Source organism: Chlorogloeopsis sp. ULAP01 (assembly GCF_030381805.1).
In the GTDB taxonomy this organism is placed as follows: domain Bacteria; phylum Cyanobacteriota; class Cyanobacteriia; order Cyanobacteriales; family Nostocaceae; genus Chlorogloeopsis.
Genome location: NZ_JAUDRH010000008.1, coordinates 47,664 through 67,281, shown reverse-complemented (window position 1 = coordinate 67,281; position 19,618 = coordinate 47,664). Strand labels below are relative to the sequence as shown.

18 protein-coding genes and 2 pseudogenes are annotated in these 19,618 nt (G+C 42.0%); 10 read left to right on the top strand and 10 right to left on the bottom strand.

What is annotated here, in order from left to right; genetic code table 11:
* The first annotated feature begins 73 nt into the window (after nt 1-73).
* The 3 genes and pseudogenes from QUB80_RS17105 to QUB80_RS35245 form a co-directional block, all read left to right on the top strand.
* Nucleotides 74-346, top strand: coding sequence for a DUF5132 domain-containing protein (locus tag QUB80_RS17105; protein WP_289790725.1), 273 nt, complete (start codon nt 74-76; stop codon nt 344-346).
* A gap of 560 nt (nt 347-906) precedes the next feature.
* Nucleotides 907-3,825, top strand: coding sequence for a cation-translocating P-type ATPase (locus QUB80_RS17100; protein ID WP_289790970.1), 2,919 nt, complete (start codon nt 907-909; stop codon nt 3,823-3,825).
* A gap of 128 nt (nt 3,826-3,953) precedes the next feature.
* Nucleotides 3,954-4,145, top strand: a pseudogene (locus tag QUB80_RS35245) (IS4 family transposase); the annotation flags it as partial.
* Nucleotides 4,146-4,208: 63 nt separating this feature from the next.
* Here the strand turns inward: QUB80_RS35245 and QUB80_RS17095 are convergent.
* Nucleotides 4,209-4,652, bottom strand: a complete 444-nt coding sequence (locus QUB80_RS17095; RefSeq protein ID WP_289790724.1) for a hypothetical protein — start codon at nt 4,650-4,652, stop codon at nt 4,209-4,211.
* Nucleotides 4,630-5,028 (bottom strand): hypothetical protein, encoded by a 399-nt coding sequence (locus tag QUB80_RS17090; protein ID WP_289790723.1) that lies wholly within the window; start codon nt 5,026-5,028, stop codon nt 4,630-4,632. Before QUB80_RS17090 ends, QUB80_RS17095 begins: the two co-directional genes overlap by 23 nt.
* 538 nt (nt 5,029-5,566) lie before the next feature.
* Here QUB80_RS17090 and QUB80_RS17085 point away from each other — a divergent pair.
* The 4 genes from QUB80_RS17085 to QUB80_RS17070 all read left to right on the top strand — a co-directional run bounded on the left by QUB80_RS17085 (nt 5,567) and on the right by QUB80_RS17070 (nt 8,539).
* Nucleotides 5,567-6,946, top strand: coding sequence for a cytochrome P450 (locus QUB80_RS17085; protein ID WP_289790722.1), 1,380 nt, complete (start codon nt 5,567-5,569; stop codon nt 6,944-6,946).
* A 6-nt stretch (nt 6,947-6,952) separates the two neighbouring features.
* A complete protein-coding gene (locus tag QUB80_RS17080) occupies nt 6,953-7,720 on the top strand; it encodes an SDR family oxidoreductase (protein WP_289790721.1) in 768 nt (255 codons plus the stop codon).
* A gap of 90 nt (nt 7,721-7,810) precedes the next feature.
* On the top strand, nt 7,811-8,119 hold the full coding sequence (locus QUB80_RS17075; RefSeq protein ID WP_276748996.1) for a hypothetical protein: 309 nt from the start codon (nt 7,811-7,813) through the stop codon (nt 8,117-8,119).
* A 12-nt stretch (nt 8,120-8,131) separates the two neighbouring features.
* Entirely contained in the window at nt 8,132-8,539 is a 408-nt protein-coding gene (locus QUB80_RS17070) for a hypothetical protein (protein WP_289790720.1), read from the top strand.
* 52 nt (nt 8,540-8,591) lie between these two features.
* On the opposite strand, the gene QUB80_RS17065 is transcribed toward QUB80_RS17070, so the two are convergent.
* Nucleotides 8,592-10,193, bottom strand: coding sequence for a CocE/NonD family hydrolase (locus QUB80_RS17065; RefSeq protein ID WP_289790719.1), 1,602 nt, complete (start codon nt 10,191-10,193; stop codon nt 8,592-8,594).
* 150 nt (nt 10,194-10,343) lie between these two features.
* Here QUB80_RS17065 and QUB80_RS17060 point away from each other — a divergent pair.
* Nucleotides 10,344-10,646: pseudogene (locus QUB80_RS17060) on the top strand (GxxExxY protein).
* A gap of 129 nt (nt 10,647-10,775) precedes the next feature.
* On the opposite strand, the gene QUB80_RS17055 reads toward QUB80_RS17060, so the two are convergent.
* Both QUB80_RS17055 and QUB80_RS17050 read right to left on the bottom strand, forming a co-directional pair.
* The gene (locus tag QUB80_RS17055; protein ID WP_289790718.1) at nt 10,776-11,228 is read right to left on the bottom strand and encodes a cupin domain-containing protein; all 453 of its coding nucleotides are present in this window, start codon (nt 11,226-11,228) and stop codon (nt 10,776-10,778) included.
* Between the two features lie 190 nt (nt 11,229-11,418).
* Nucleotides 11,419-12,189 carry a cysteine hydrolase family protein gene (locus QUB80_RS17050; RefSeq protein ID WP_289790717.1) on the bottom strand — a complete coding sequence of 257 codons (771 nt, stop codon included), beginning with the start codon at nt 12,187-12,189 and terminating at the stop codon, nt 11,419-11,421.
* 83 nt (nt 12,190-12,272) lie between these two features.
* Here QUB80_RS17050 and QUB80_RS17045 point away from each other — a divergent pair, with 83 nt between their 5' ends.
* The gene (locus tag QUB80_RS17045; protein ID WP_289790716.1) at nt 12,273-13,670 is read left to right on the top strand and encodes an amidohydrolase; all 1,398 of its coding nucleotides are present in this window, start codon (nt 12,273-12,275) and stop codon (nt 13,668-13,670) included.
* A 143-nt stretch (nt 13,671-13,813) separates the two neighbouring features.
* On the opposite strand, the gene QUB80_RS17040 is transcribed toward QUB80_RS17045, so the two are convergent.
* From QUB80_RS17040 to QUB80_RS17025, 4 genes are all read right to left on the bottom strand, one after another.
* Complete coding sequence (locus tag QUB80_RS17040; RefSeq protein ID WP_289790715.1) at nt 13,814-14,914, bottom strand: glycoside hydrolase family 5 protein; 1,101 nt, start codon at nt 14,912-14,914, stop codon at nt 13,814-13,816.
* Nucleotides 14,915-15,561: 647 nt separating this feature from the next.
* Nucleotides 15,562-15,726: a hypothetical protein gene (locus QUB80_RS17035; RefSeq protein ID WP_289790714.1), complete on the bottom strand. Its 165-nt coding sequence runs from the start codon at nt 15,724-15,726 to the stop codon at nt 15,562-15,564.
* Nucleotides 15,723-16,061 carry a type II toxin-antitoxin system PemK/MazF family toxin gene (locus QUB80_RS17030; RefSeq protein WP_289790713.1) on the bottom strand — a complete coding sequence of 113 codons (339 nt, stop codon included), beginning with the start codon at nt 16,059-16,061 and terminating at the stop codon, nt 15,723-15,725. The genes QUB80_RS17035 and QUB80_RS17030 overlap by 4 nt, the downstream gene beginning before the upstream one ends.
* The gene (locus tag QUB80_RS17025) at nt 16,048-16,272 is read right to left on the bottom strand and encodes a ribbon-helix-helix domain-containing protein (protein WP_289790712.1); all 225 of its coding nucleotides are present in this window, start codon (nt 16,270-16,272) and stop codon (nt 16,048-16,050) included. The genes QUB80_RS17030 and QUB80_RS17025 overlap by 14 nt, the downstream gene beginning before the upstream one ends.
* A gap of 264 nt (nt 16,273-16,536) precedes the next feature.
* Between QUB80_RS17025 and QUB80_RS17020 the strand changes: the two genes are divergently transcribed.
* A complete protein-coding gene (locus QUB80_RS17020) occupies nt 16,537-16,746 on the top strand; it encodes a hypothetical protein (RefSeq protein ID WP_289790711.1) in 210 nt (69 codons plus the stop codon).
* A gap of 179 nt (nt 16,747-16,925) precedes the next feature.
* Here QUB80_RS17020 and QUB80_RS17015 read toward each other — a convergent pair whose 3' ends face one another.
* On the bottom strand, nt 16,926-19,589 hold the full coding sequence (locus tag QUB80_RS17015; protein WP_289790710.1) for a WD40 domain-containing protein: 2,664 nt from the start codon (nt 19,587-19,589) through the stop codon (nt 16,926-16,928).
* Nucleotides 19,590-19,618 lie beyond the last annotated feature (29 nt).

Here is a 19,618-nt window from a genome sequence, read left to right as displayed (position 1 = left end):
TTTAATAATCATCTCTCTCATTTAAATGATGATATAATGATCAGATTGCATGAAGAAAGGGGGTGAACATACTATGCTACCCAAAGTTGTACCTAACTTAGAAAGTGTAGTCGAAGACTTTGGTATTCCTGGTATTGTGGCGATAGTGATTCTGCCTTTAGCGATTCCGGTTGTCGCACGTTTTGGTAAATCCTTAACCAAGACAACTATTAAAGGCGGAATAATCCTCTATGAAAAGAGTCAGAGAGCGATCGCAGCAGTTAGTGAAAACTTCGCAGATATAGTCGCTGAAGCCAAGGCAGAACTTACTGTAACTGATAGTACGCGCCTCCGAAGAATTAGGTAAGATAGTTATTGTTTAGCTGCGTAAAAAGCATAAAGCTATCACCTTAAAAATATAACTTCTACAAAAAAGCATAATATTCCCATCGGTAGTAACCAAAACCGATCGCAACCTCATTAAACAATTGAAACAAGTTGCAATTCAAGGAGAAATTTGATGCAAACAAGGAAAGACACGGCAATGTGGATAAAAATCAAATACATTTACCGTGTTGACCGAAGTTTGTATCTTAGTATTAGTCCCCACAACTGAGTGCAATTTGGCAAGCATTAAACATAATTTGCGAATAACATCACATAGGAAATCTCGTAAATTAACAACGATTTAAACTCAGCAATTTTGTTGTTGATTAGCGATTTATTTTCAGCTTGGAAATGGGTGTATTGCAAATTGATGTGCCTTTATTTGGTGTGCTTGCCATACTTGCTTTCACCATTGCAACTATCAAAGGCAACGGATCAGCAGTCTATAAACTGCCCAGAGCAACCATCCGCTACATCCGCTTGCTTTGGTTCTGTTTACTTCTACATCTACCCATCCCATCACAGTTGAGGAGGCGCAACATGAGCAATTGGTACAAACTCGACGCCCAAAAAGTCCTGCAACAACTCGGCAGCGATATGGCTTTTGGATTAAGTACAACTGAAGCCAGTCATCGTTTAAAGCAGCACGGTTTCAACGAATTAATTGAGCAAGGACTAAAAAATCCCTGGCAGATTCTGTGGGAACAAGTCACTGCCAGTTTGGTAATTATTCTAATCGTGGCTGCATTGATCTCAGGCTTATTGGGTGATTATAAAGACGCAATAGGTATTATCGCTATTGTTGTCCTGATTGCTTTTTTGGGTTTCAGTCAAGAGTACCAGGCACAAAAAGCGATCGCCACACTCAAACGACTATCTTTACCTAATGTTAAGGTACTCCGTAACGGTCGTTGGGAAGAAATTTCAGCCCGCTATCTTGTGCCGGGAGATATTGTGCAGTTAGAAGCAGAAGATATTGTTCCGGCTGATTGTCGTGTGTTAGAAAGCTTTGGTTTGCGCATCCAAGAATCAACTCTGACTGGTATATCCGAACCCATAGATAAAGATCCACAGGCACTCACTCAAGCAGATTTACAACTAGGCGAACGCCACAATATGGCTTACATGGATACCGTCGTCACCTACGGACGGGGGTTGGCAGTGGTGACAGAAACCGGGATGAACACAGAGATGGGGTGTGTTGCCTCAAGGATTCAAGCAGTAGAGGTACAACCAACACTACTCCAAAAGCGCTTAGATCATCTAGGAAAAGGATTAGCATTTGCCTCTCTGGCTTTAGTGGCAATAATTCTAATTTTGGGAATCCTGCGGGGAGAAGACTTGAGGTTGATGCTCTTGACTGCCATCACTTTAGTAGTAGCAGCTTTACCGGAAGGTTTGCCAGCAGTGGTAACAATTGCCTTAGCTTTAGGGGCGCGACAGATGTTGAAACGGCGAGCGCTAATTCGCAACTTACCTGCCGTGGAGACTTTGGGATCGGTAACGGTGATTTGTTCTGGTAAGACAGGTACCCTCACAGAAAACCGCATGACAGTCAGTGTCCTTGATGTGGCTGGACAACGTATAGATTTGACTACTCGAATGCGTACTCCTGTAGGAGAAAAAAACCGAGAAAGGCCATTTTTACTGTGTCAGCCGCCAAGTGTAGCCCTACTTTTAGCTGGTAGTACTCTCTGCAACAATGCTTTGTTAGAACCAGATCAAGATGAACCGCTCTACTGTCGTGCCGTCGGCGATCCCACTGAAGGTGCTTTGGTAATGGCTTCAGCTCAACAAGGACTATGGAAAGCTGACTTAGAATATCTCCTCCCCCGCATAGCTGAAGTTCCTTATGCATTTCAGCGCCAGCGCATGACTACTATCCACAAATTCCCAACTAATGCATCGAGAATTCCCTGCGTTTTGGAAACGGTTTGGCATTGGAGTGAAAAAATCGGCAGAATATCTCACATTGCCTTTACTAAAGGTACGGTGAATAGTCTTTTGGATGTTTGCAGTCATATTTGGATCAATGGACAAGCAAAGCCGCTAACTGAAATTTGGCACAGACATATTTCTGTTACCTATAGTCAACTAGCCAAAAATGGTTTGCGAGTGATGGGTGTAGCGTTTCGACCTTTACAATCTGCCCAAGCATGGGAAGATGTAGAGCAAGACTTCATTTTCATCGGCATGGTAGGCATGAACGATCCAGCTCGCCCGGAAGTCAGAGATGCCGTACTCACCTGCAAAGGTGCAGGCATCCGTCCAGTCATGATTACAGGCGATCACCCTCTCACAGCCCAATTTATCGCCCGTGAAGTAAGTATTGCTACTAATGGTCGCATCCTCACCAGCGATGAACTTTGCCAATTACCAACTGAAGAATTAGTAGCCATTCTAGAAGATGTATCTGTTTATGCACGAGTAACTTCCGAACACAAGCTAGAAATTGTGCAGACATTGCAAAGACGGGGGCATATCGTCGCGATGACAGGTGATGGCATTAATGACGCACCCGCTCTTAAAGCAGCTAATATTGGTGTGGCAATGGGAATTAGAGGTACGGATGTAGCCAAAGAGGCGGCAGATATGGTGCTGCTAGATGATAACTTCGCAACTTTGGTTGCTGCTGTCAAAGAAGGACGTGTCATTTACGACAATATCCGCAAGTTCATTAAGTATCTGTTGAGCAGTAATGTTGGCGAAATTTGGGTTATGTTGGTAGCTCCTTTTTTGGGAATGCCGTTGCCGTTGTTGCCACTACAAATTCTTTGGATTAATCTAACTACCGATGGTTTACCAGCCTTAGCTTTAGGTGTAGAACCAGCAGAACAAGACACTATGAATCGTCCCCCTTACCCTCCCAACGAGAATATTTTTGGTCGAGGGATGGGCAGAGATATTATCTGGATCGGAATACTGATGGGAGTAATATCTCTTGGTACAGGCTATGTGTACTGGAGAATTGGTAATCCGAATTGGCAAACTATGCTGTTTACCACCCTTACCCTTGCACAGATGGGTAATGCTTTAGCAATCCGCTCGGAACAAGACTCGCTATTTCAAATCGGTTTGTTGTCTAACAAGCCACTTTTGGGAGCAGTAACTTTGACGCTGGGACTACAGCTAATGGTAACTTACGTTCCTTTCTTCCAAAAACTATTTACAACCTTACCTCTGTCAGCAGTTGATTTTGCTGTTTGTTTGGTTGTCAGTAGTTTAGTGTTCTGGTGCATAGAACTGGAAAAATTACTGTTACGTCGCCGTCAACCTCGTACCAACAAATTGCATTTAGTTCCAGAAGTTGAACAGAGCTACGTTCAGCCGTGCCATGTCACCTCATCTTCTATGGCATCACCCCGGATGCACTCATGTAATTCCTCAAAGTCACGCGATCGCGCTGCTTCTTTACGTCTGCATTTGCGGTTAAAAGCGAGTGGATATAAACGAAAGTGAATAACATGAACGTTCAGACAGGGAACAATACAACTATAATGTTCTTGCCGTTGGTTTCTCCCAAGGCGCACCTTACTCTGTCCTTGAACAAGATCCGCATCACCCGTAATCGTAAAATCTGCATTTGCACTTTAGTCTGGTCAATACGTACTGGCATTTGGTAACATTATCAACAACAATTACCTCTCAAAAAACATGGTCGTCCTGCTCGTAGTTTTTTGTTTCGTCTCGGTTTAGATTTTCTTCGTCATGCTTTATTTGTTTTAGATGCTCAACCTCTATTGTTTCGACAATCTCTCACTTTTTTGTCCTGTACTTAGGCGTACGCAGGCTTATAACTCTACATATCTTGTATTAAAGCTCTCAAAATTACGTGCATGAGATCACAATAACTGTGCAGCAGCTTCGCGCAATCTTTGAGGGCAATTATCTGCGATCGCTTCGCCATGAGCCACAGAAATAATACGCAAATCAGCTACGCTATCAGCTAAAGCTTCTAACCACTGACGATAGGCGTTTTTGTCAGTTATGAAAAATCGTTTTCCTAAGGCTGTAATTCCAAAATAACCAGTTGCTCCTAGCCATCGTAAAATAAATTTGTTTTTGGATACGTATTTTTGTAAATAAGGCTCAGTTAAATTAAACAAAATATCCGTCAAAATTAATGCTTTTCCTGTTGGTAGTTGCAATTCATATACCAACTCTTGCGGACGGATACCAGCAGGTTGATGGCAAACTATACCGTAGTTAGGAAGAAATTCTTCGGCGATCGCATCAACAGCAACAACTTCTTCAACATATGGTTTAGCGGCGGCTGGAGCAACCAACGACTAATAGTTCGGGATAGCGTTGTTTATAGACACGTGCATCAAGTCTGTGAATCCGATTTGGTACAATCATGATTTTTGGAGTACCTAAAGATTCGAGTTGTGTCATCTGTGTTTCATTCAAAGCGATCGCATTATGAATTAAAAGCGCAGAATCTGGTAATTGGTACAGCACCATTTCTCTATGTGCCATTGGTGCATTTGGAAAAATGCCTGTAACGTGCCAAAGTTTGGGTGCAAGTTCTTGAATAGAACTGTGAAGTACTATGTGTGAGTGCCACTCATCGCTACCAATATTTACACTACCTTGACGAGGTTTAACAAAAGAAAATAAAGAATAAAATAACTCAGACGCATCTATTTTTTCTTTGTTCATAAACTTCTCTAAGGCAGGAGGCAGAGAGCAGCGCGTTGCGGAGCTAGTGCTTTGCGGAGCCAGTGCGCCCTTGCGGGTTAAGCGCGTCGAGTGCGACTGCCCAGAGGCAGAAGGAAAAAGATTATTTTCTCTATTGTTTAAGGAATGAAATTTTAATTATATCTATCTACTCATACCATTTCTATATGAAGACACATATAAATAACCCCACCGCCTGCGGCACCTCCCCTTGGCAAGGGGAGGTTGGGAGGGGTCAAAATAATGTGTGGCTTTACAGAGAATTGGTATCAGATATTTTTTCATTTTTTGATTTTTATTGCCAACGTATATAAAGTATTGAATGATTTTTAATTATAATATACTCAACAAGTAGAGCAAAAATTAACTACTTTATTTTATATTTTAAATTATTTACATTATCAAGTATCAAGTATGAAAAATCAGATTACTGACTTCTCAAAGAAGTCGGAAATCTGCATTTTAAATTGCTATATTGCTATAGTGGAGAAAATATAAATAAACTAAATTTCAAACTATTATGAAACTTTCTGATGGGCCGAATATACCCCCACTGATACAGCTAAGTCTAACACTCTTTCGCCCTTTAGAAACTCTAGAAGAGTATCAAAAGCGCTATGGCGATATCTTTTTATCAAAATTAATTGGTCTTGGTCAATTTGTAGTCTTGAGTCATCCACAGGCAATTCAAGAGATTATGGCTGCTGATCCGAAAGTGTTTAAGTCTGGATCTGCCAATCAATTATTACATCCGTTAGTAGGAGATGATTCAATGCTGTTGCTAGATAGCGATCGCCATCAAAGTCAGCGGCGATTGTTGAACCCTGCTTTCCATGGAGAAAGAATGCGGGCTTATGGCAAATTGATTTGTGAGATTACTGAGCAAGTTACAAGCGACTGGACTGTTGGCAAGTCTTTCATTGCCCGTCCTACCATGCAAAAAATTTCCTTGCGAGTTATCCTTAAGGCTGTTTTTGGCATTGATGAGGGAGAGCGTTTTGAGGAACTGCAACGCTTTCTCAGTGGAATGTTGGATACTTTCGATTCACCTTTAAAATCTAGCTTCCTGTTTGTAAAGGCGCTGCAAAAAGATTTAGGTGCGTGGAGTCCGTGGGGACAATTTGTGCGCAAACGGGAACAAGTTAACAAACTCATTTACGCTGAGATTCAGGAACGGCGGCAACAGCCTCACTTGAATGGTGAAGATATCCTCAGTTTAATGATGTCAGCTCGTGACGAAGCGGGGCAGCCAATGACGGATCGAGAACTACGTGATGAGTTGATGACTTTGCTGTTTGCAGGACATGAAACCACCGCTTCTGCCTTAGCATGGGCATTGTATTGGATTCACAAACTGCCGACAGTTCGTGACAAACTTCTTAGGGAATTAGAGAGTATTGGTGAGGATAAAGATGCTAGTGAAATTACTCGCCTGCCCTATCTGACAGCAGTATGCCAAGAAACTCTGCGGATTTATCCGATCGCTTTGTTTACCTTCTCTCGGATTTTACAAGCACCATTTCAGGTAATGGGTTATGACTTTGAAGCTGGTACAAGATTTTCCCCTTGTATTTATTTAATTCACCACCGCGAAGATATATACCCAGAGCCAAAACAATTCAAACCGGAGCGCTTTTTAGAACGGCAATTTTCACCTTATGAATATTTGCCCTTTGGAGGTGGCAACCGTCGCTGTCTGGGTATGGCTTTTGCCATGTATGAAATGAAACTTGTGTTGGCAACAATTTTGTCACGCTGGCAACTATCTTTAGCAGATAACCATCCTGTATGCCCGGTTCGCCGTGGTGTTACTACCACACCTGCTGGTGGTGTACGGATGGTAGTAACAGCAAAGGTGTCACAATACCCTAAAGTTAGAAGTGAAGCGATCGCACAATAATTAAAGATGGCAAAAAATCAAACCATAATCGTGACGGGTGGCGCACAAGGTATTGGCAAATGTATTAGCTTAAGTTTGCTTGAGTGCGGTTACCAGATTGCGATCGCCGATATAGATCGTGAAGCTGGAGAGGAATGCCTGCAAGAGTTCAACAATTTTGAAGCCGCTTTGTTATTTGTGGAAACCGATGTTTCTCAAGAAAATTCTGTCAGACAATGTATAGAAACCGTTGTGAATAGGTTTCAACGTATTGATGGACTTGTTAACAATGCTGGTATTGCTCAACCAGATAACGGCCCGGTTGAAGATTTATCATTAGATGATTGGCACAAAGTCATACAAACCAATCTGACTGGTTGTTTTTTGATGTCTAAGTATGCCATTCCATACTTGCGTCAATCAAAAGGAGCGATCGTGAATATAGCCTCGACTCGTGCCTTACAATCAGAGAAAAATACAGAAGCCTATTCTGCTTCCAAAGGGGGCATTGTTGCTTTAACTCATGCTTTAGCTATTAGTCTTGGATCAGATATTCGAGTCAATTGTATCAGTCCCGGATGGATTGAGGTGAGTGAATGGCGTAAGTCGAGACTAAGAACAAAGCCTCAATTAAAAGAAATTGATCATCATCAGCATCCGTCAGGGCGAGTTGGAAAGCCAGAGGATGTTTCTTCTATGGTTAAGTATTTAATTTCTGATGCAGCAGAATTTATCACCGGGCAAAATTTTGTCATTGATGGTGGGATGACTAGAAAAATGATTTATGAAGAATAGCGAAGTTAGGATTTTGTTACTCTCATCCACTGGGATAACTTTTACTGAATTCAAATAAATATTGTTTTGATTATATCAGTAGTAAGTTAAATGGAAGCCTTACCCAATAATTGGGCAGATGTTAAACCAGACATTGTATATTTTTCAACCAATGGTCTGCAAATTTCATTTGCTAGCGAGCAAATAAGGTTGGGATTAAAATACGATCAAAAAGGCAAACATTTAAAAGCTATTGAGAAAGGTCAAGTACCCATACGCGGTAATATTGGGCTGGTTCCTTCTCAAGAAGAAGGCTACGATTTGAAATCCAAGGTATTAGGTAAAGGCGGCGATCGACGGTTTCATGCAAAATTTATTGATGGAGTTTTACACTTCCCCGGTTTTGTAACAGAACATTAATCCCGAATAAGTATGACAAGACTCGAATTAAAAAATCACCAAGTTTGGCAAGATTTAACTGAAATATTAGAAAATATAAATGCTAACATCCTTGTTAAAGAACATCTTGAAAAATGTGATTATAAAGTTTGCGGTTACTGGGATGAGCAGGATGAATATTATGAAACAATTACTTTCCCTCGTAGTCTAAAAGCTGAATTAATCGGTAGTTCTATCGGTGTTACTAACAAAGAACGCTTTCTAAAACTAAAGTTTATCCTCCTAACTGCTGCTGTTGATGCCACACAGGCACTAAGTGATAATGCTCAAAAGGTAGGCGAGTTGATTCTTGTTTATGATGAAAATCTGGAATTTATTGATGAAAATTGGCTTTTAGATGTCGATTCTCCAATGCTTGAAATCAAAGGAGCTCACACTTGAGCAGATGTGGTTACTGACAAACAACCTTCTATTTAATTTGCAACACTTTACTTTAGCCAGTTCGCGCCACTACTGGTAACAATACTTGGGAAAGGGAAGCACCCCCAGAACTCACCTTTAATGTAATTGTTTGTGCATCGATACCAAATGCTGAATGATTACCATGATTCATGGCATAGGCTGGAAAACAGGCAGCGCTCAGACTTAGGCGTAAGGCATTACCTTGAGGAATTCGCGCACAAGTCGCCTGCAATTGAATTTTTCTAGTCACCTGATTCATGCCACCTCGACAACGCAGATAACCTTGCGTCAAATTGTAAACTCTACCGTCGGGATATACTTGCGAGATGACAGCACATAAATCAAAGCTTGGTTTATCAGCCCCACACAAAATTGCTACTACTACATCACCTGCTAAATGCAAGTCAGATTCTAGAGGTTCGCTAGTGTAAGTTAAGACATCTGTACGGCTATCAATATGCGATCGCTCAAATACACCCGCAGGTATTGCTGCATGACCGCCCAGGGAAGGAACTGGTCGCCAAGGATCGTGAACTAACACATCATCAACACTATGTTCTGGACAAGTGGTGGTCAAAACGCCTTCATCTTCCCGAACACTCACAAGTCCATAGCTTGACAAAAAATAGGATTTGTGGTCAAATTCAGGAAAGGTGGGAAAACCCTGCCAGTTGTTACTTCCCATTTCAAATAACCAAACAGGCATTTGTTCTGACAAACCTGTGTTTATTCCTTTGAGAAATTGGTCAAACCAGCATATCTGCATCCTATCTACAGGACTGATGGCATTAGCTCCAAAATCAGCTTCACCAACTTTACGCCCCCAAGGCAAGTGACACCAAGGCCCGATTAAAAGTTGTTGGCGATATTGACTCCGCGCTGTCATATCTTGATATAAATTCAGAGTGCCGCGTAAATAATTATCAAACCATCCACCAATATGGAACATTGGTAAATCTACATTTTTCAAGGATGTTTTGGGTGAAAGTTTTTCCCAATATTCATTAGGTTGGGAATGATTTAACCATTCGTGATAAAACGAATCAGGAGCAAAGTTTTTCAGGACTTCTGGTTGCGTAGGAATGGGATCGTACAAAGGCAAATTTTGAGAAGCGGCATATAAAGCTTGATAAGTTTTTTCATCTCTGTTCAACCGGGCGGTTTCTGTAGCTAATTGAATTGCCCAAGCAAGATTATTTTGCAAACAGAATGCTCCACCTTCATAAGCCCAATCAGCATATAAATCGTAGCCAATCATCGCCGGACAAATTGTTTTTAGGGCTGATGGTTTGGCAGCGGCGGCATATAGTTGAGTCATGCCTTGATAAGAAAAGCCATACATCCCGACTGTGCCATTACTGCCAGGTAAATTGGCAGCCCAATTGACTGTATCTTCACCATCAGCAATTTCGTGGGCAAATAGTTTGAATTCGCCTCCAGAAGTACCGCGCCCGCGTACATCTTGAATCACGACAATATAACCGTGAGATGCGTACCAAGTTGGATGAGCGTAGACAACACTAGAAGCGATCGCCCTGCCATAGGGTTGTCGCATCAACAATACGGGAAATTTTTCATCGGCTTCGGGGCGGTAAATATCTGCATCCAAGCGTACTCCGTCGCGAGTGTACATGGACGTGGTTTGTTTGGGAAGGATTTTGAGCATGGGTATGATGGAAAGATTAATAATTCGACCACAGATGGACACAGATGGACACAGATGAATTAGATAGAATTAATTACGCGGAAGATTATTGGCTGTGCGTATACCGTAAGTAATGTTTTGGGTGCTGGATTTTTGGAAAAGGTGTATGAAAATGCTTTGGCTCATGAATTACGAAAGGCACGGTTCTAGGTAAAACAACAATACAAAATACAAATACTATATGATGGCATTGTGGTGGGAGAATATTTTGTTGACTTGCTGGTAGAAGAATGCGTACTGGTGGGACTTAAAGCGGTTAGAGCTTTAGATGATGATAATTTTGCTCAGTGTTTGAGCTACCTAAAAGCCTCTCAGCTTAGAGTATGTTTGCTCATGAACTTCGGCAATCCTAAAGTAGAAATTAAGAGGTTTATGCGATAAATTAAACCATATATATACACAGATATATCGAGCAAATTACAAATATATCTGTGTTTATCTGTGTTCATCTGTGGTCGAAAATTATTTCATCTTACCTAATCTGTGATTTATCTGTAGTTGTCAACATCTTCAACATGGCATCAAGGCATCTAACCTACCAAGCACCGCCATATCTTCTGCATCTAATTCTACAGGTGTGCCACTACGAATTAACTCAGCAAAATCTTCATTGGGAACCATAATAGTTAAAGTATACAAACGTCCCGAACCAGTATTTTCAATTACATGAGTACCTGTGGCAGGGACTAATAAGCTATCTCCGGCTTTTATCGGCATACTTTTGCCATCACAGCTTGCTCTGCCTTCTCCTTTGAGAACAAAAAACATTTCTACCGCTAATTGATGACGGTTTGGAGGTGTTTTGCCACCAATATCAAAAATTTCTACACAACACGTCAAAGAAGTATTAGCAATTGCTGGATCGAACACTATCGCCAAGCGATTTGTATCATGGGGACTGATGCGATACGCTTGGTAATCTTTGGGAGATTTGACAACAGGAATAACACAAGAATTTATCATATGTTTTTAGTCATTGGTTATTTGTCATTAGTCATTGATCATTAGTTATTAGTTATTAGTCATTAACCACTAACTACTGTACGGGTGGGTTTTGCTGATAATCTTGCCGTTCAAACTGATAACTTATCTTCTAAACCCGCACGGCAGTCGCTACAACCGGGGGAACCCCGGCAACGCGCTGCCTCCCCTACTAACCATTAATTGCCTTTAAAATAGCTTCTGAATGTGTAACAAATCCAAAACACTGCTTGACGTTATATAAAGTTGCTAACCAACAATACTCAGGAGAAGTTGTGGCAGTACAATCTTGGACTAGTATGCAGTCGTATCCTAAAAAGTTAGCATCTTGTAAAGTAGCCATGACACATTGATCGGCATTGACACCAGCAAAAAATAGTGTTGTTCTGCCTATGTTCCTCAGGATACTGTCTAAGGGAGTATCCCAAAAACCGCTCATGCGGTATTTATCGACGCGAATATCCTCTGGTAGTTGTTTTAGCTCGTCTATTACTGCTGCTGCCCAACTACCAGCCATTAGTACCTGAGCACCATTACTAGGTAGCGGATCGCCCAATCCGACGCCTTCGCCTGTGGGGTTGTAGACGTGACGTAACCCTGCATTAATATTGAGTAAGTCAGGGCGATTACCCCAATTTAACCAAATTACGGGAACACCAACTACCCGCAGTTCTGGTAGTAAGTTTTGTAAAGGTTTTATCGGTTGACGTGCCGGGGTAACATCTACACCAATATGCGCTAACCAGCCATCAGGGTGGCAAAAATCGTTTTGCATATCGATGACGAGAATGGCAGCTTTTGCTAAATCAAGGCGCAGGGATTTGGTTTCTGTTGATAAGATAACGGGTTGTGGGTTTAAGGGAGGACGAGTAATATCTGCGATCGCCTGATTGACTGCCCAAGCATTTGGTGGAACTCCTAATTGCCGAAGAGGTAAATTCATACATTGCAACACTCAACACCATGCTTTACTTTTTAGCGTGAATTTCTTCTGTAACGTGTCATTACTTAATTAAGGTTAAAATTGTGAGCTTTACAATTAAGAATGTTTTAATTCCTGTTGAGGATAGTTACGCCACTGTTGATGTACAGGTTGTAAACGGCACTATTACTGCCATTGCACCGAATCTTGATATTGTAGGCAGCCAAATTAACGGTGAAAATAAACTACTACTGCCGGGATTTTTCAACGCCCATACCCACTCATCGGAAATGTGGCAACGGGGGATAATGTCAATGTTGCCCCTAGAATTATGGCTGGCAGAACTTTACGATTTTGCACCTCTAGATCTAGAGAAAGTTTACCTAAGTGCTTTGGGAACGGCAGTAGAAACTCTACTTTCTGGCGGCACAAGCGTCGTAGATCATCTAGTGTTGATTCCCGGCAAAGAGTTGGAAACCATCGCTACAGCAGTTCGTGCTTACCAAGAAGTTGGTGTTCGTGCTTTTGTTGCACCCCTAATTCAAGACGAATCTTTAACTGCTGGCATTCCTTCGGGGGAAACTCAACAAAACCATGAGCCTTATTTTCGCCCGACTCAAGCCACGCTGGCAGTGATTGAAGAGGCGGTAAAGCAATTTCATCGTCCAGAGGAGGGTATTAGTATTTTAGTGGCTCCTACGGGGATTCAACTCTGTTCTGATGCTTTATTTACGGGATGTATTGAGTTAAGCGAAAAGTATAATCTTTGCCGTCATTCCCACTTGTTGGAAACTAAAGCCCAAGAAAAGCTCGCCCAAGAAAAATACGGTTGCACTGCTGTTACCCATCTCAAACGTATCGGTTTTTTAGACTATCGCACCACCCTAGCCCATTGCGTTCACTTGAGCGATCGCGACATTTCCATCCTTAGTGAAACTCAATCTACTGTCGTTCACAACCCCTTAAGCAACCTGCGTTTGGGCAGTGGCATTGCCCCAATTTTAAAATATCGTCAGGCTGGAGTAAACGTGACTTTTGGCTGTGACGGTGCCTCTAGCAACGACTCTCAAGATTTACTAGAAGCAATCAAAATTGGTTCTATCTTACACAACATCACTGACTTAGATTATCAGCACTGGATTACACCCCGACAGGCGGTAGAAATGGCGTCTTTAGGCGGTGCCAAAGGATTGAATATGGCTGATCAACTTGGTTGCCTCAGCGTTGGTAAAAAAGCTGATTTGGTAATGTATGACCTCACCAACTTATCATTGCTACCGCGTACAGATCCAATTGGTTTACTAGTTTTAGGGCGTCCTAGTAATGTAGTTGATAGCGCATGGGTAAATGGCAAACCAATTGTTGTTGATGGGAAAGTCACAACAATTGATGTTGATAATTTGCGGCAAGAATTATTTAACCACAGTCAATGGCATACTCAGCGCCTGTCTCCAACCGTTGCCCAAATTCAACCCCATTATCGTTCTGTGATGGGTTTGTGATTAAAGAGCGATCGCATGATTGTAGTGGAGGCGATCGCTGTGTATTTTCATTAATTTACTCTAGTAAACTTGTAAAGAGTTGCATTTTATGCAGGGTTGAGGAGCAGACAGAGGCTGGGTTGCTCCCTTTTTGCTTCCTAAGTCTACTCCCGCGTACGGGTATCTTCCCAAACACGCCTTCCAAGGTTGGAGAGATTGGACGGATTCGTACAACTGTCAATTGCTGCCCCTGTATTTCCGTTCGGTGTATTTGTAAGACGATTTGAAAGTCCATTGTTTGGACCGCCGTTGTACCAGTGCCATACGATACGCCCTATTTTTCGTGGCACAGCAACGTTGTACATGGAATTCATTGCAGAAGTCACATCAATTCCATTATTTGTAACACCGAACTCTCCGATGATTAATGGTACGTTTTGAGACAGCACCCGGTCTACATAATTTGCCAGTTTAGCGTCTCCAAAATTCCACAAGTCCCATATATGGATGCTAAAGACTATGTTCTTATAGCCCTTGCCATCAAAATTAAGGATGTTTGCTGCGTCAGAGAGAATCGCACTGTTTTCGGTTGGTACGAAGGATGCATTCCAGGTATTGCCTTCCTGCCCCCACGCGATTCCATCGACGACAATCACATTTTTTGCTCCCGCGTCATCGCGAATTGCTTTGATGACTGCCTGGTTTACACCGAGCCATTTGCTGCGATCCTCAGCGTCATAGGTATTATCTCCCGGCTCGTTCATCACATTAAACCACACATAGGGATTATCTTTGTATCTGTTGGCAAGATCTCTGTGCCAGTTGATTAGCGCCGTCAGATCTTCCCCTTCGTAGAATCTCCCAGTCCTGTCATGGGCCTCGAACATAACCACAATCCCACGGCTTGTAAATTCCCGTACAATTTTATTGATGTCATTATTGCTTGTATACTGACGCCATGGCGTTTCCCCCAAGAATAGCAAGCTGTTGACTCGCACGAGGTTGAAATTCCAACATGAGCTTCCGATCGCATTAACATCTCGCGTTATGTCAATAGGCCATACCCAGTTAGGCCCTTGTACGTTTACTCCTTTGATAACAAATTCTTTACCTTCTGGATCGTAAATTTTGCTACCTACAGTTTTGAAATGCATCTGTGCCAAAGCCCGCCCATCTCCAATGGCTATCAGCGATAAAAGCGATGCAACTTGTGCTACCTGAAAGCAAAACAAAGCAACTTTTGACTTAAATCTTGAAATGTTCACGACATTTATCCTCCATGCAAGGCATCCAGCCGTGAGATTTCTCCCGAAAGATATGTGCGGTGAATCAAGAGCGCCCGGCACTTTTTCGGTTCCGCTTTCGCTCCCATACAAAGTTGCGCTGATAGCAGATTTGAATTGGCTTCAGCGTAGGTATTTATAGGGACGCAAAGCTCGCTGCCACTACAGTGCAGTGGAACCAACAATCTTTATAGTCGTGAAATTCCTTTAGTACTACTAGTGCCCAGAAGTAAACCCAGAGTAAGAATCACTTCTGAGCGTCTGCTGTCCTAATTATTACCAAAGAATTGCAACTTGATATTGAGTCGGGAGAAACTGTAGAGCCAGATGCCTTTTTTAGTGTTTCTTAAAAAAAAGGCATATTCTTCACCCGCCCCCATATGCTAAAATACCGCAAATAGGGGTTGAGTCGTGAGGCAGCATTAGACTTCAACAGTTTGGTTTTTACAACGGCCAAGTCTTTTCAAAACCAATACTGAGCTACTAACGACTCACCTAATTTTTTCACTGCACAAATCTACTCCTTTGATAAATCTCACCTCCTGAGTCTGTGAGTGAATAAAATTTGACTACGTATTTACAGTGGTTAAGTTAACACCTTTGGACTGTTTTTCAAAGTCATATGCAACCTAATGATGAGTTAGGAGAGATTGTAGAGCCAGATACCTTTTTAGGGTAAAGCGGTTTTTAAATAATGCTTGAAGGTGCGATCGCATTTCCAAAGGATAGGTTTTTGATTTAAAGAGCGATCGCATGATTGTAGTGGAGGCGATCGCGGTGTATTTTTTACTCAACCCAAGCCCAAATGCAGTTTCAATGCAGCATCAACTAATACCATCAACTCTTCGCTGAAACTACCTACAACATCACCAGTAATTCGTTGTTTGGAAATTGTTCTCACCTGCTGTGCTTGCACTTTTGAAGGCTTGGGTAAACCGCTATCATCTAGATTGAGCAAGACCTCGAAAGGATAAACACGGTTAACATTAGAAGTCAGTAGTAAAATTGTCACCGTAGTAGCAGCACGATTATTCGCATCATTACTGACTATTAGCACTGGATAACGTTTATCCATTGCAGAACCTACCGCAGGGCTGAGATCTGCGTAGTAAATATCACCACGTTTCATTTATCAATCCATCTGCAACTGTTACATCCCAATCGCTGTCAATCTCAGCAGATGCTTGACGGTAAGCTTCTTCTAGTTCTCGATTTCGCAACAATTCTAATGCTTCTTCGATGACTTGCGAACGAGATTTACATCTTTTACTTAGCTTGTAATTTTCAATAAACTCCACTAATGATGGTGGTAAGGAAATGGATAGTTTTTCGACCTTCATATTCCTACCATATAGTAGTAATAAAATTCTCACTTGTATAATAGCTTATACCATTTCTATTTTTTGATAATACAAATACGTCGGTAAAACGCCCATCTGTACGTCCCTACAAGAAGTCAAATGTGTATCAGGATTTTTGTGAAACACTATTTAGTAAAGACGTAAAGCCCAAATCCTCACCCAGTTATATTAGACACTTCTCTCCTTAAGATTGAGATGAGGTTCTCAGATCAGGCAAAGTTTAGAGAAAATTTGAGTTAATTTTTGCAAGCGGATGCATTAACAATACAAGTCTATGTATTAACATTGCAGGTCGATGCATTAATATTGCAGGCTGATGCATTAACAATACAAGTCGATGTATTAACATTGCAGGTCGATGCATTAACAATACAAGTCGATGCATTAACATTGCAGGTCGATGCATTAACAATACAAGTCTATGTATTAACATTGCAAGCCAAAACCTCGTAGAGATGCGATATATCGCGTCTCTACACCCGGATTCATACCGCGATTCAGCAACGCTGCAAAACAGTTAATCACGGGAAAATCCCACAACCAAACATGAAAAATTTTTTTCTGTTGTCTAGCCTCTAGTTCCGTTCCCTGTCCCCTTCTTTCAACACAGCACTAATTGACGAGTTCCAAAATCATCCCCGTCGCCAAATTTTGATATTTCCGCCATTATCTCCAGCAGCAAGCCAACCTCCATCGGGACTAAAGGCAACAGAACTGACGCAGTCGAAATGATTGAGGGTGTAAATTTCTCTACCTGTTGCCACTTCCCATAGTTTGATAGTTTGGTCGAAACTACCACTAGCTAAAATTTGTCCATCACTACTGAAGGTGACGGAGCTAATATAAGAGGAATGACCAGTAAGAGTGCGAAGTTCTCTACCTGTTGCAACTTCCCACAGTTTGATAGTGTAGTCATCACTATAACTACCACTAGCTAAAATTCGCCCATCGCTACTAAATGTGACAGAATTAACAACTGAGGAATGACCAGTCAGGGTGCGAATTTCTCTACCTGTTTGCACATCCCACAGTTTGATAGTGCCGTCGTCTCTACCAACAACCAAAATTTGTCCATCGCTATTGAAGGCAAGGGAACTCCCTGAGTCCAAAAAATGAGCGCTGAGAGTGCGAATTTCTTTACCTGTTGCCACTTCCCACACTTTTATAGTGTTTTCTGTTTCTTCACTACCAATAGCCAGAATCTGCCCATCGCTACTGAAGGCGACGGAATAAACAGAATAGGAATGACTAGTGAGGGTGCGAATTTCTCTACCTGTTGCTACTTCCCACAGTTTGATAGTTTTGTCCCAACTACCAGTAGCAAGAATTTGCCCATCACCACTGAAGGCGACGGATTGAACACAGCCGAAATGACCAGTAAAGCTGCGGATTTCTTTGCCTGTTGCTACTTCCCACAGTTTAATAGTGTTGTCCCATCTATTACTAACTAAAGTTCGTCCATTACTACTAAAGGTGATGGAGTTAACGTGTTGGGAATGACCAGTTAGAGTACGAATTTCTCTACCTGTTGCTATTTCCCACAGCTTTATAGTTTCGTTTTCACTACCACTAGCCAGCATTTGCCCATTATGACTGAAGGCGATGGAATTAATGCGGCTGGAATTGCCAGTGAGGGTACGAATTTCTCTAACTTTTATCTTTTGCAGCCAGTTAGTTGTCAGTTCCCACAATTTAATGGTTCCGTCCCAACTACCACTAGCGAGCATTCGCCCATCATTACTGAAGGCGATGGAATTAACGTTTTGGGAATGACCAGTTAGAGTAAAAATTTCTCTACCTGTTGATACTTCCCACAGTTTTATAGCATGGTCATGACCACTACTAGCTATAATTTGCCCATCACTACTGAAGGCAAAAGCACAACGCCATTCGGTATCATCATAGATGGTGCTAATTTTTTTACCTGTTGTCAGTTTCCATAGGTCGATATTCCCATAAAATGGCAGACGACTAGCTAAAATTTGCCCATCATTACTAAAGAATAGAACGAAATCAATTAAGTCGTTATTACCAGTGAGGGTGCGAATTTCTCTACCTGTATGTATATCCCATAATTTAATAGTTTTGTCATCACTACCACTGGCTAGAGTTAGCCCATCGCTACTAAATGTAACAGAGTTAACATCTGAGGAATGACCTGTGAGAGTGCGAATGTCTTTACCTGTTGCGACTTCCCACAGTTTGATGTTGTTGTCATCACCACCACTAGCCAGAATTTGCCCATCACTACTAAAGGCTACAGATTTAACTGAGTAGGAATCAACCGTTAGGGTGCGGATAAGTTGACCTGTACTTAGTGATAACAAGTGAATAATCCTACCTGCAACACTTGCTATAATACCTCCCTTGGGACTAAGGGCTGTTGTTCCAGAAATCCCCAAAATATTGTGAATGCATTCCCAAGATGGGGGTGTGTAGGGAGGAGATGTTACTGGTTGTGTTGGTGGTATGGGACTTGCACCCAACAAATGCAACCATTCCTGCACTGACTGAGGACGAAATTTGTAATTTAGCGCCATCCCTTTCATAATTGCCTTATTCACCCTATCGCTAACGCTGGAATTCAAATCTTTTGGTGGTTGTAGGGTAAAGTTTTGCAGTCTGGCGGGTGCTGGCATGGGTAACTGTCCAGTCAGCAAAGAATACAGTGTTGCAGCTAAGGCGTAAACATCAATATATTCTCCTCGTTCGGCATCGGGGACATACTGCTCAGGGGGCGCATAACCAGGGGTAAGATTTTGTGTATGTTGTTGGACTCCACCGGGAATAAATTGTCTGGCAATACCAAAGTCAATTAGTACTGCTTCTTGTTTCCCCGTGCGTATCATGATATTGCTCGGCTTTAAATCCCGATGCAGCAAACCTTTTTCGTGAACTACAGTCAATGCGTTGCCAATTTGCCGAATGTATAGTAGTGCGTCTGTTTCTGGTAAAGCGCCTACTGTAGTTATTTGCTCACTTAAATCCTCACCTTCAATGTATTCCATCGCCATACATGGCAAATTCACCTCATCAAAGACGTTTTCTACCTGCACTATATGAGGATGGCGACACAAAGCCAGTCGCAATGCTTCATCCCGGAAGTCTTGGCGTAATTTGTCTTGCTTGGTTATCCAGGCGGGATGATTTAGGATTTGTTCTCTGAGGGTTTTAATTACTCGCAATTCACCACGTTTGTTTTTGGCGAGGTAAGTAATCCCAATTCCCCCTTCGCCAAGCTTTCTTTCGATAAAATAGCGATCGCCAAACAACGACTGTCCTGGATTCCACACCATAAGTAATAATCTTGAGATTGTGGTGTTTA

Excerpts from the sequence above, each read along its gene's own strand:
- QUB80_RS17105 (WP_289790725.1), top strand. The coding sequence starts at position 74 with ATGCTACCCAAAGTTGTACCTAACTTAGAAAGTGTAGTCGAAGACTTT.
- QUB80_RS17100 (WP_289790970.1), top strand. The coding sequence starts at position 907 with ATGAGCAATTGGTACAAACTCGACGCCCAAAAAGTCCTGCAACAACTC.
- QUB80_RS17090 (WP_289790723.1), bottom strand. The coding sequence starts at position 5,028 with ATGAACAAAGAAAAAATAGATGCGTCTGAGTTATTTTATTCTTTATTT.
- QUB80_RS17085 (WP_289790722.1), top strand. The coding sequence starts at position 5,567 with ATGAAACTTTCTGATGGGCCGAATATACCCCCACTGATACAGCTAAGT.
- QUB80_RS17080 (WP_289790721.1), top strand. The coding sequence starts at position 6,953 with ATGGCAAAAAATCAAACCATAATCGTGACGGGTGGCGCACAAGGTATT.
- QUB80_RS17075 (WP_276748996.1), top strand. The coding sequence starts at position 7,811 with ATGGAAGCCTTACCCAATAATTGGGCAGATGTTAAACCAGACATTGTA.
- QUB80_RS17070 (WP_289790720.1), top strand. The coding sequence starts at position 8,132 with ATGACAAGACTCGAATTAAAAAATCACCAAGTTTGGCAAGATTTAACT.
- QUB80_RS17065 (WP_289790719.1), bottom strand. The coding sequence starts at position 10,193 with ATGTACACTCGCGACGGAGTACGCTTGGATGCAGATATTTACCGCCCC.
- QUB80_RS17055 (WP_289790718.1), bottom strand. The coding sequence starts at position 11,228 with ATGATAAATTCTTGTGTTATTCCTGTTGTCAAATCTCCCAAAGATTAC.
- QUB80_RS17050 (WP_289790717.1), bottom strand. The coding sequence starts at position 12,189 with ATGAATTTACCTCTTCGGCAATTAGGAGTTCCACCAAATGCTTGGGCA.
- QUB80_RS17030 (WP_289790713.1), bottom strand. The coding sequence starts at position 16,061 with ATGAAACGTGGTGATATTTACTACGCAGATCTCAGCCCTGCGGTAGGT.
- QUB80_RS17025 (WP_289790712.1), bottom strand. The coding sequence starts at position 16,272 with ATGAAGGTCGAAAAACTATCCATTTCCTTACCACCATCATTAGTGGAG.
- QUB80_RS17015 (WP_289790710.1), bottom strand. The coding sequence starts at position 19,589 with ATGGTGTGGAATCCAGGACAGTCGTTGTTTGGCGATCGCTATTTTATC.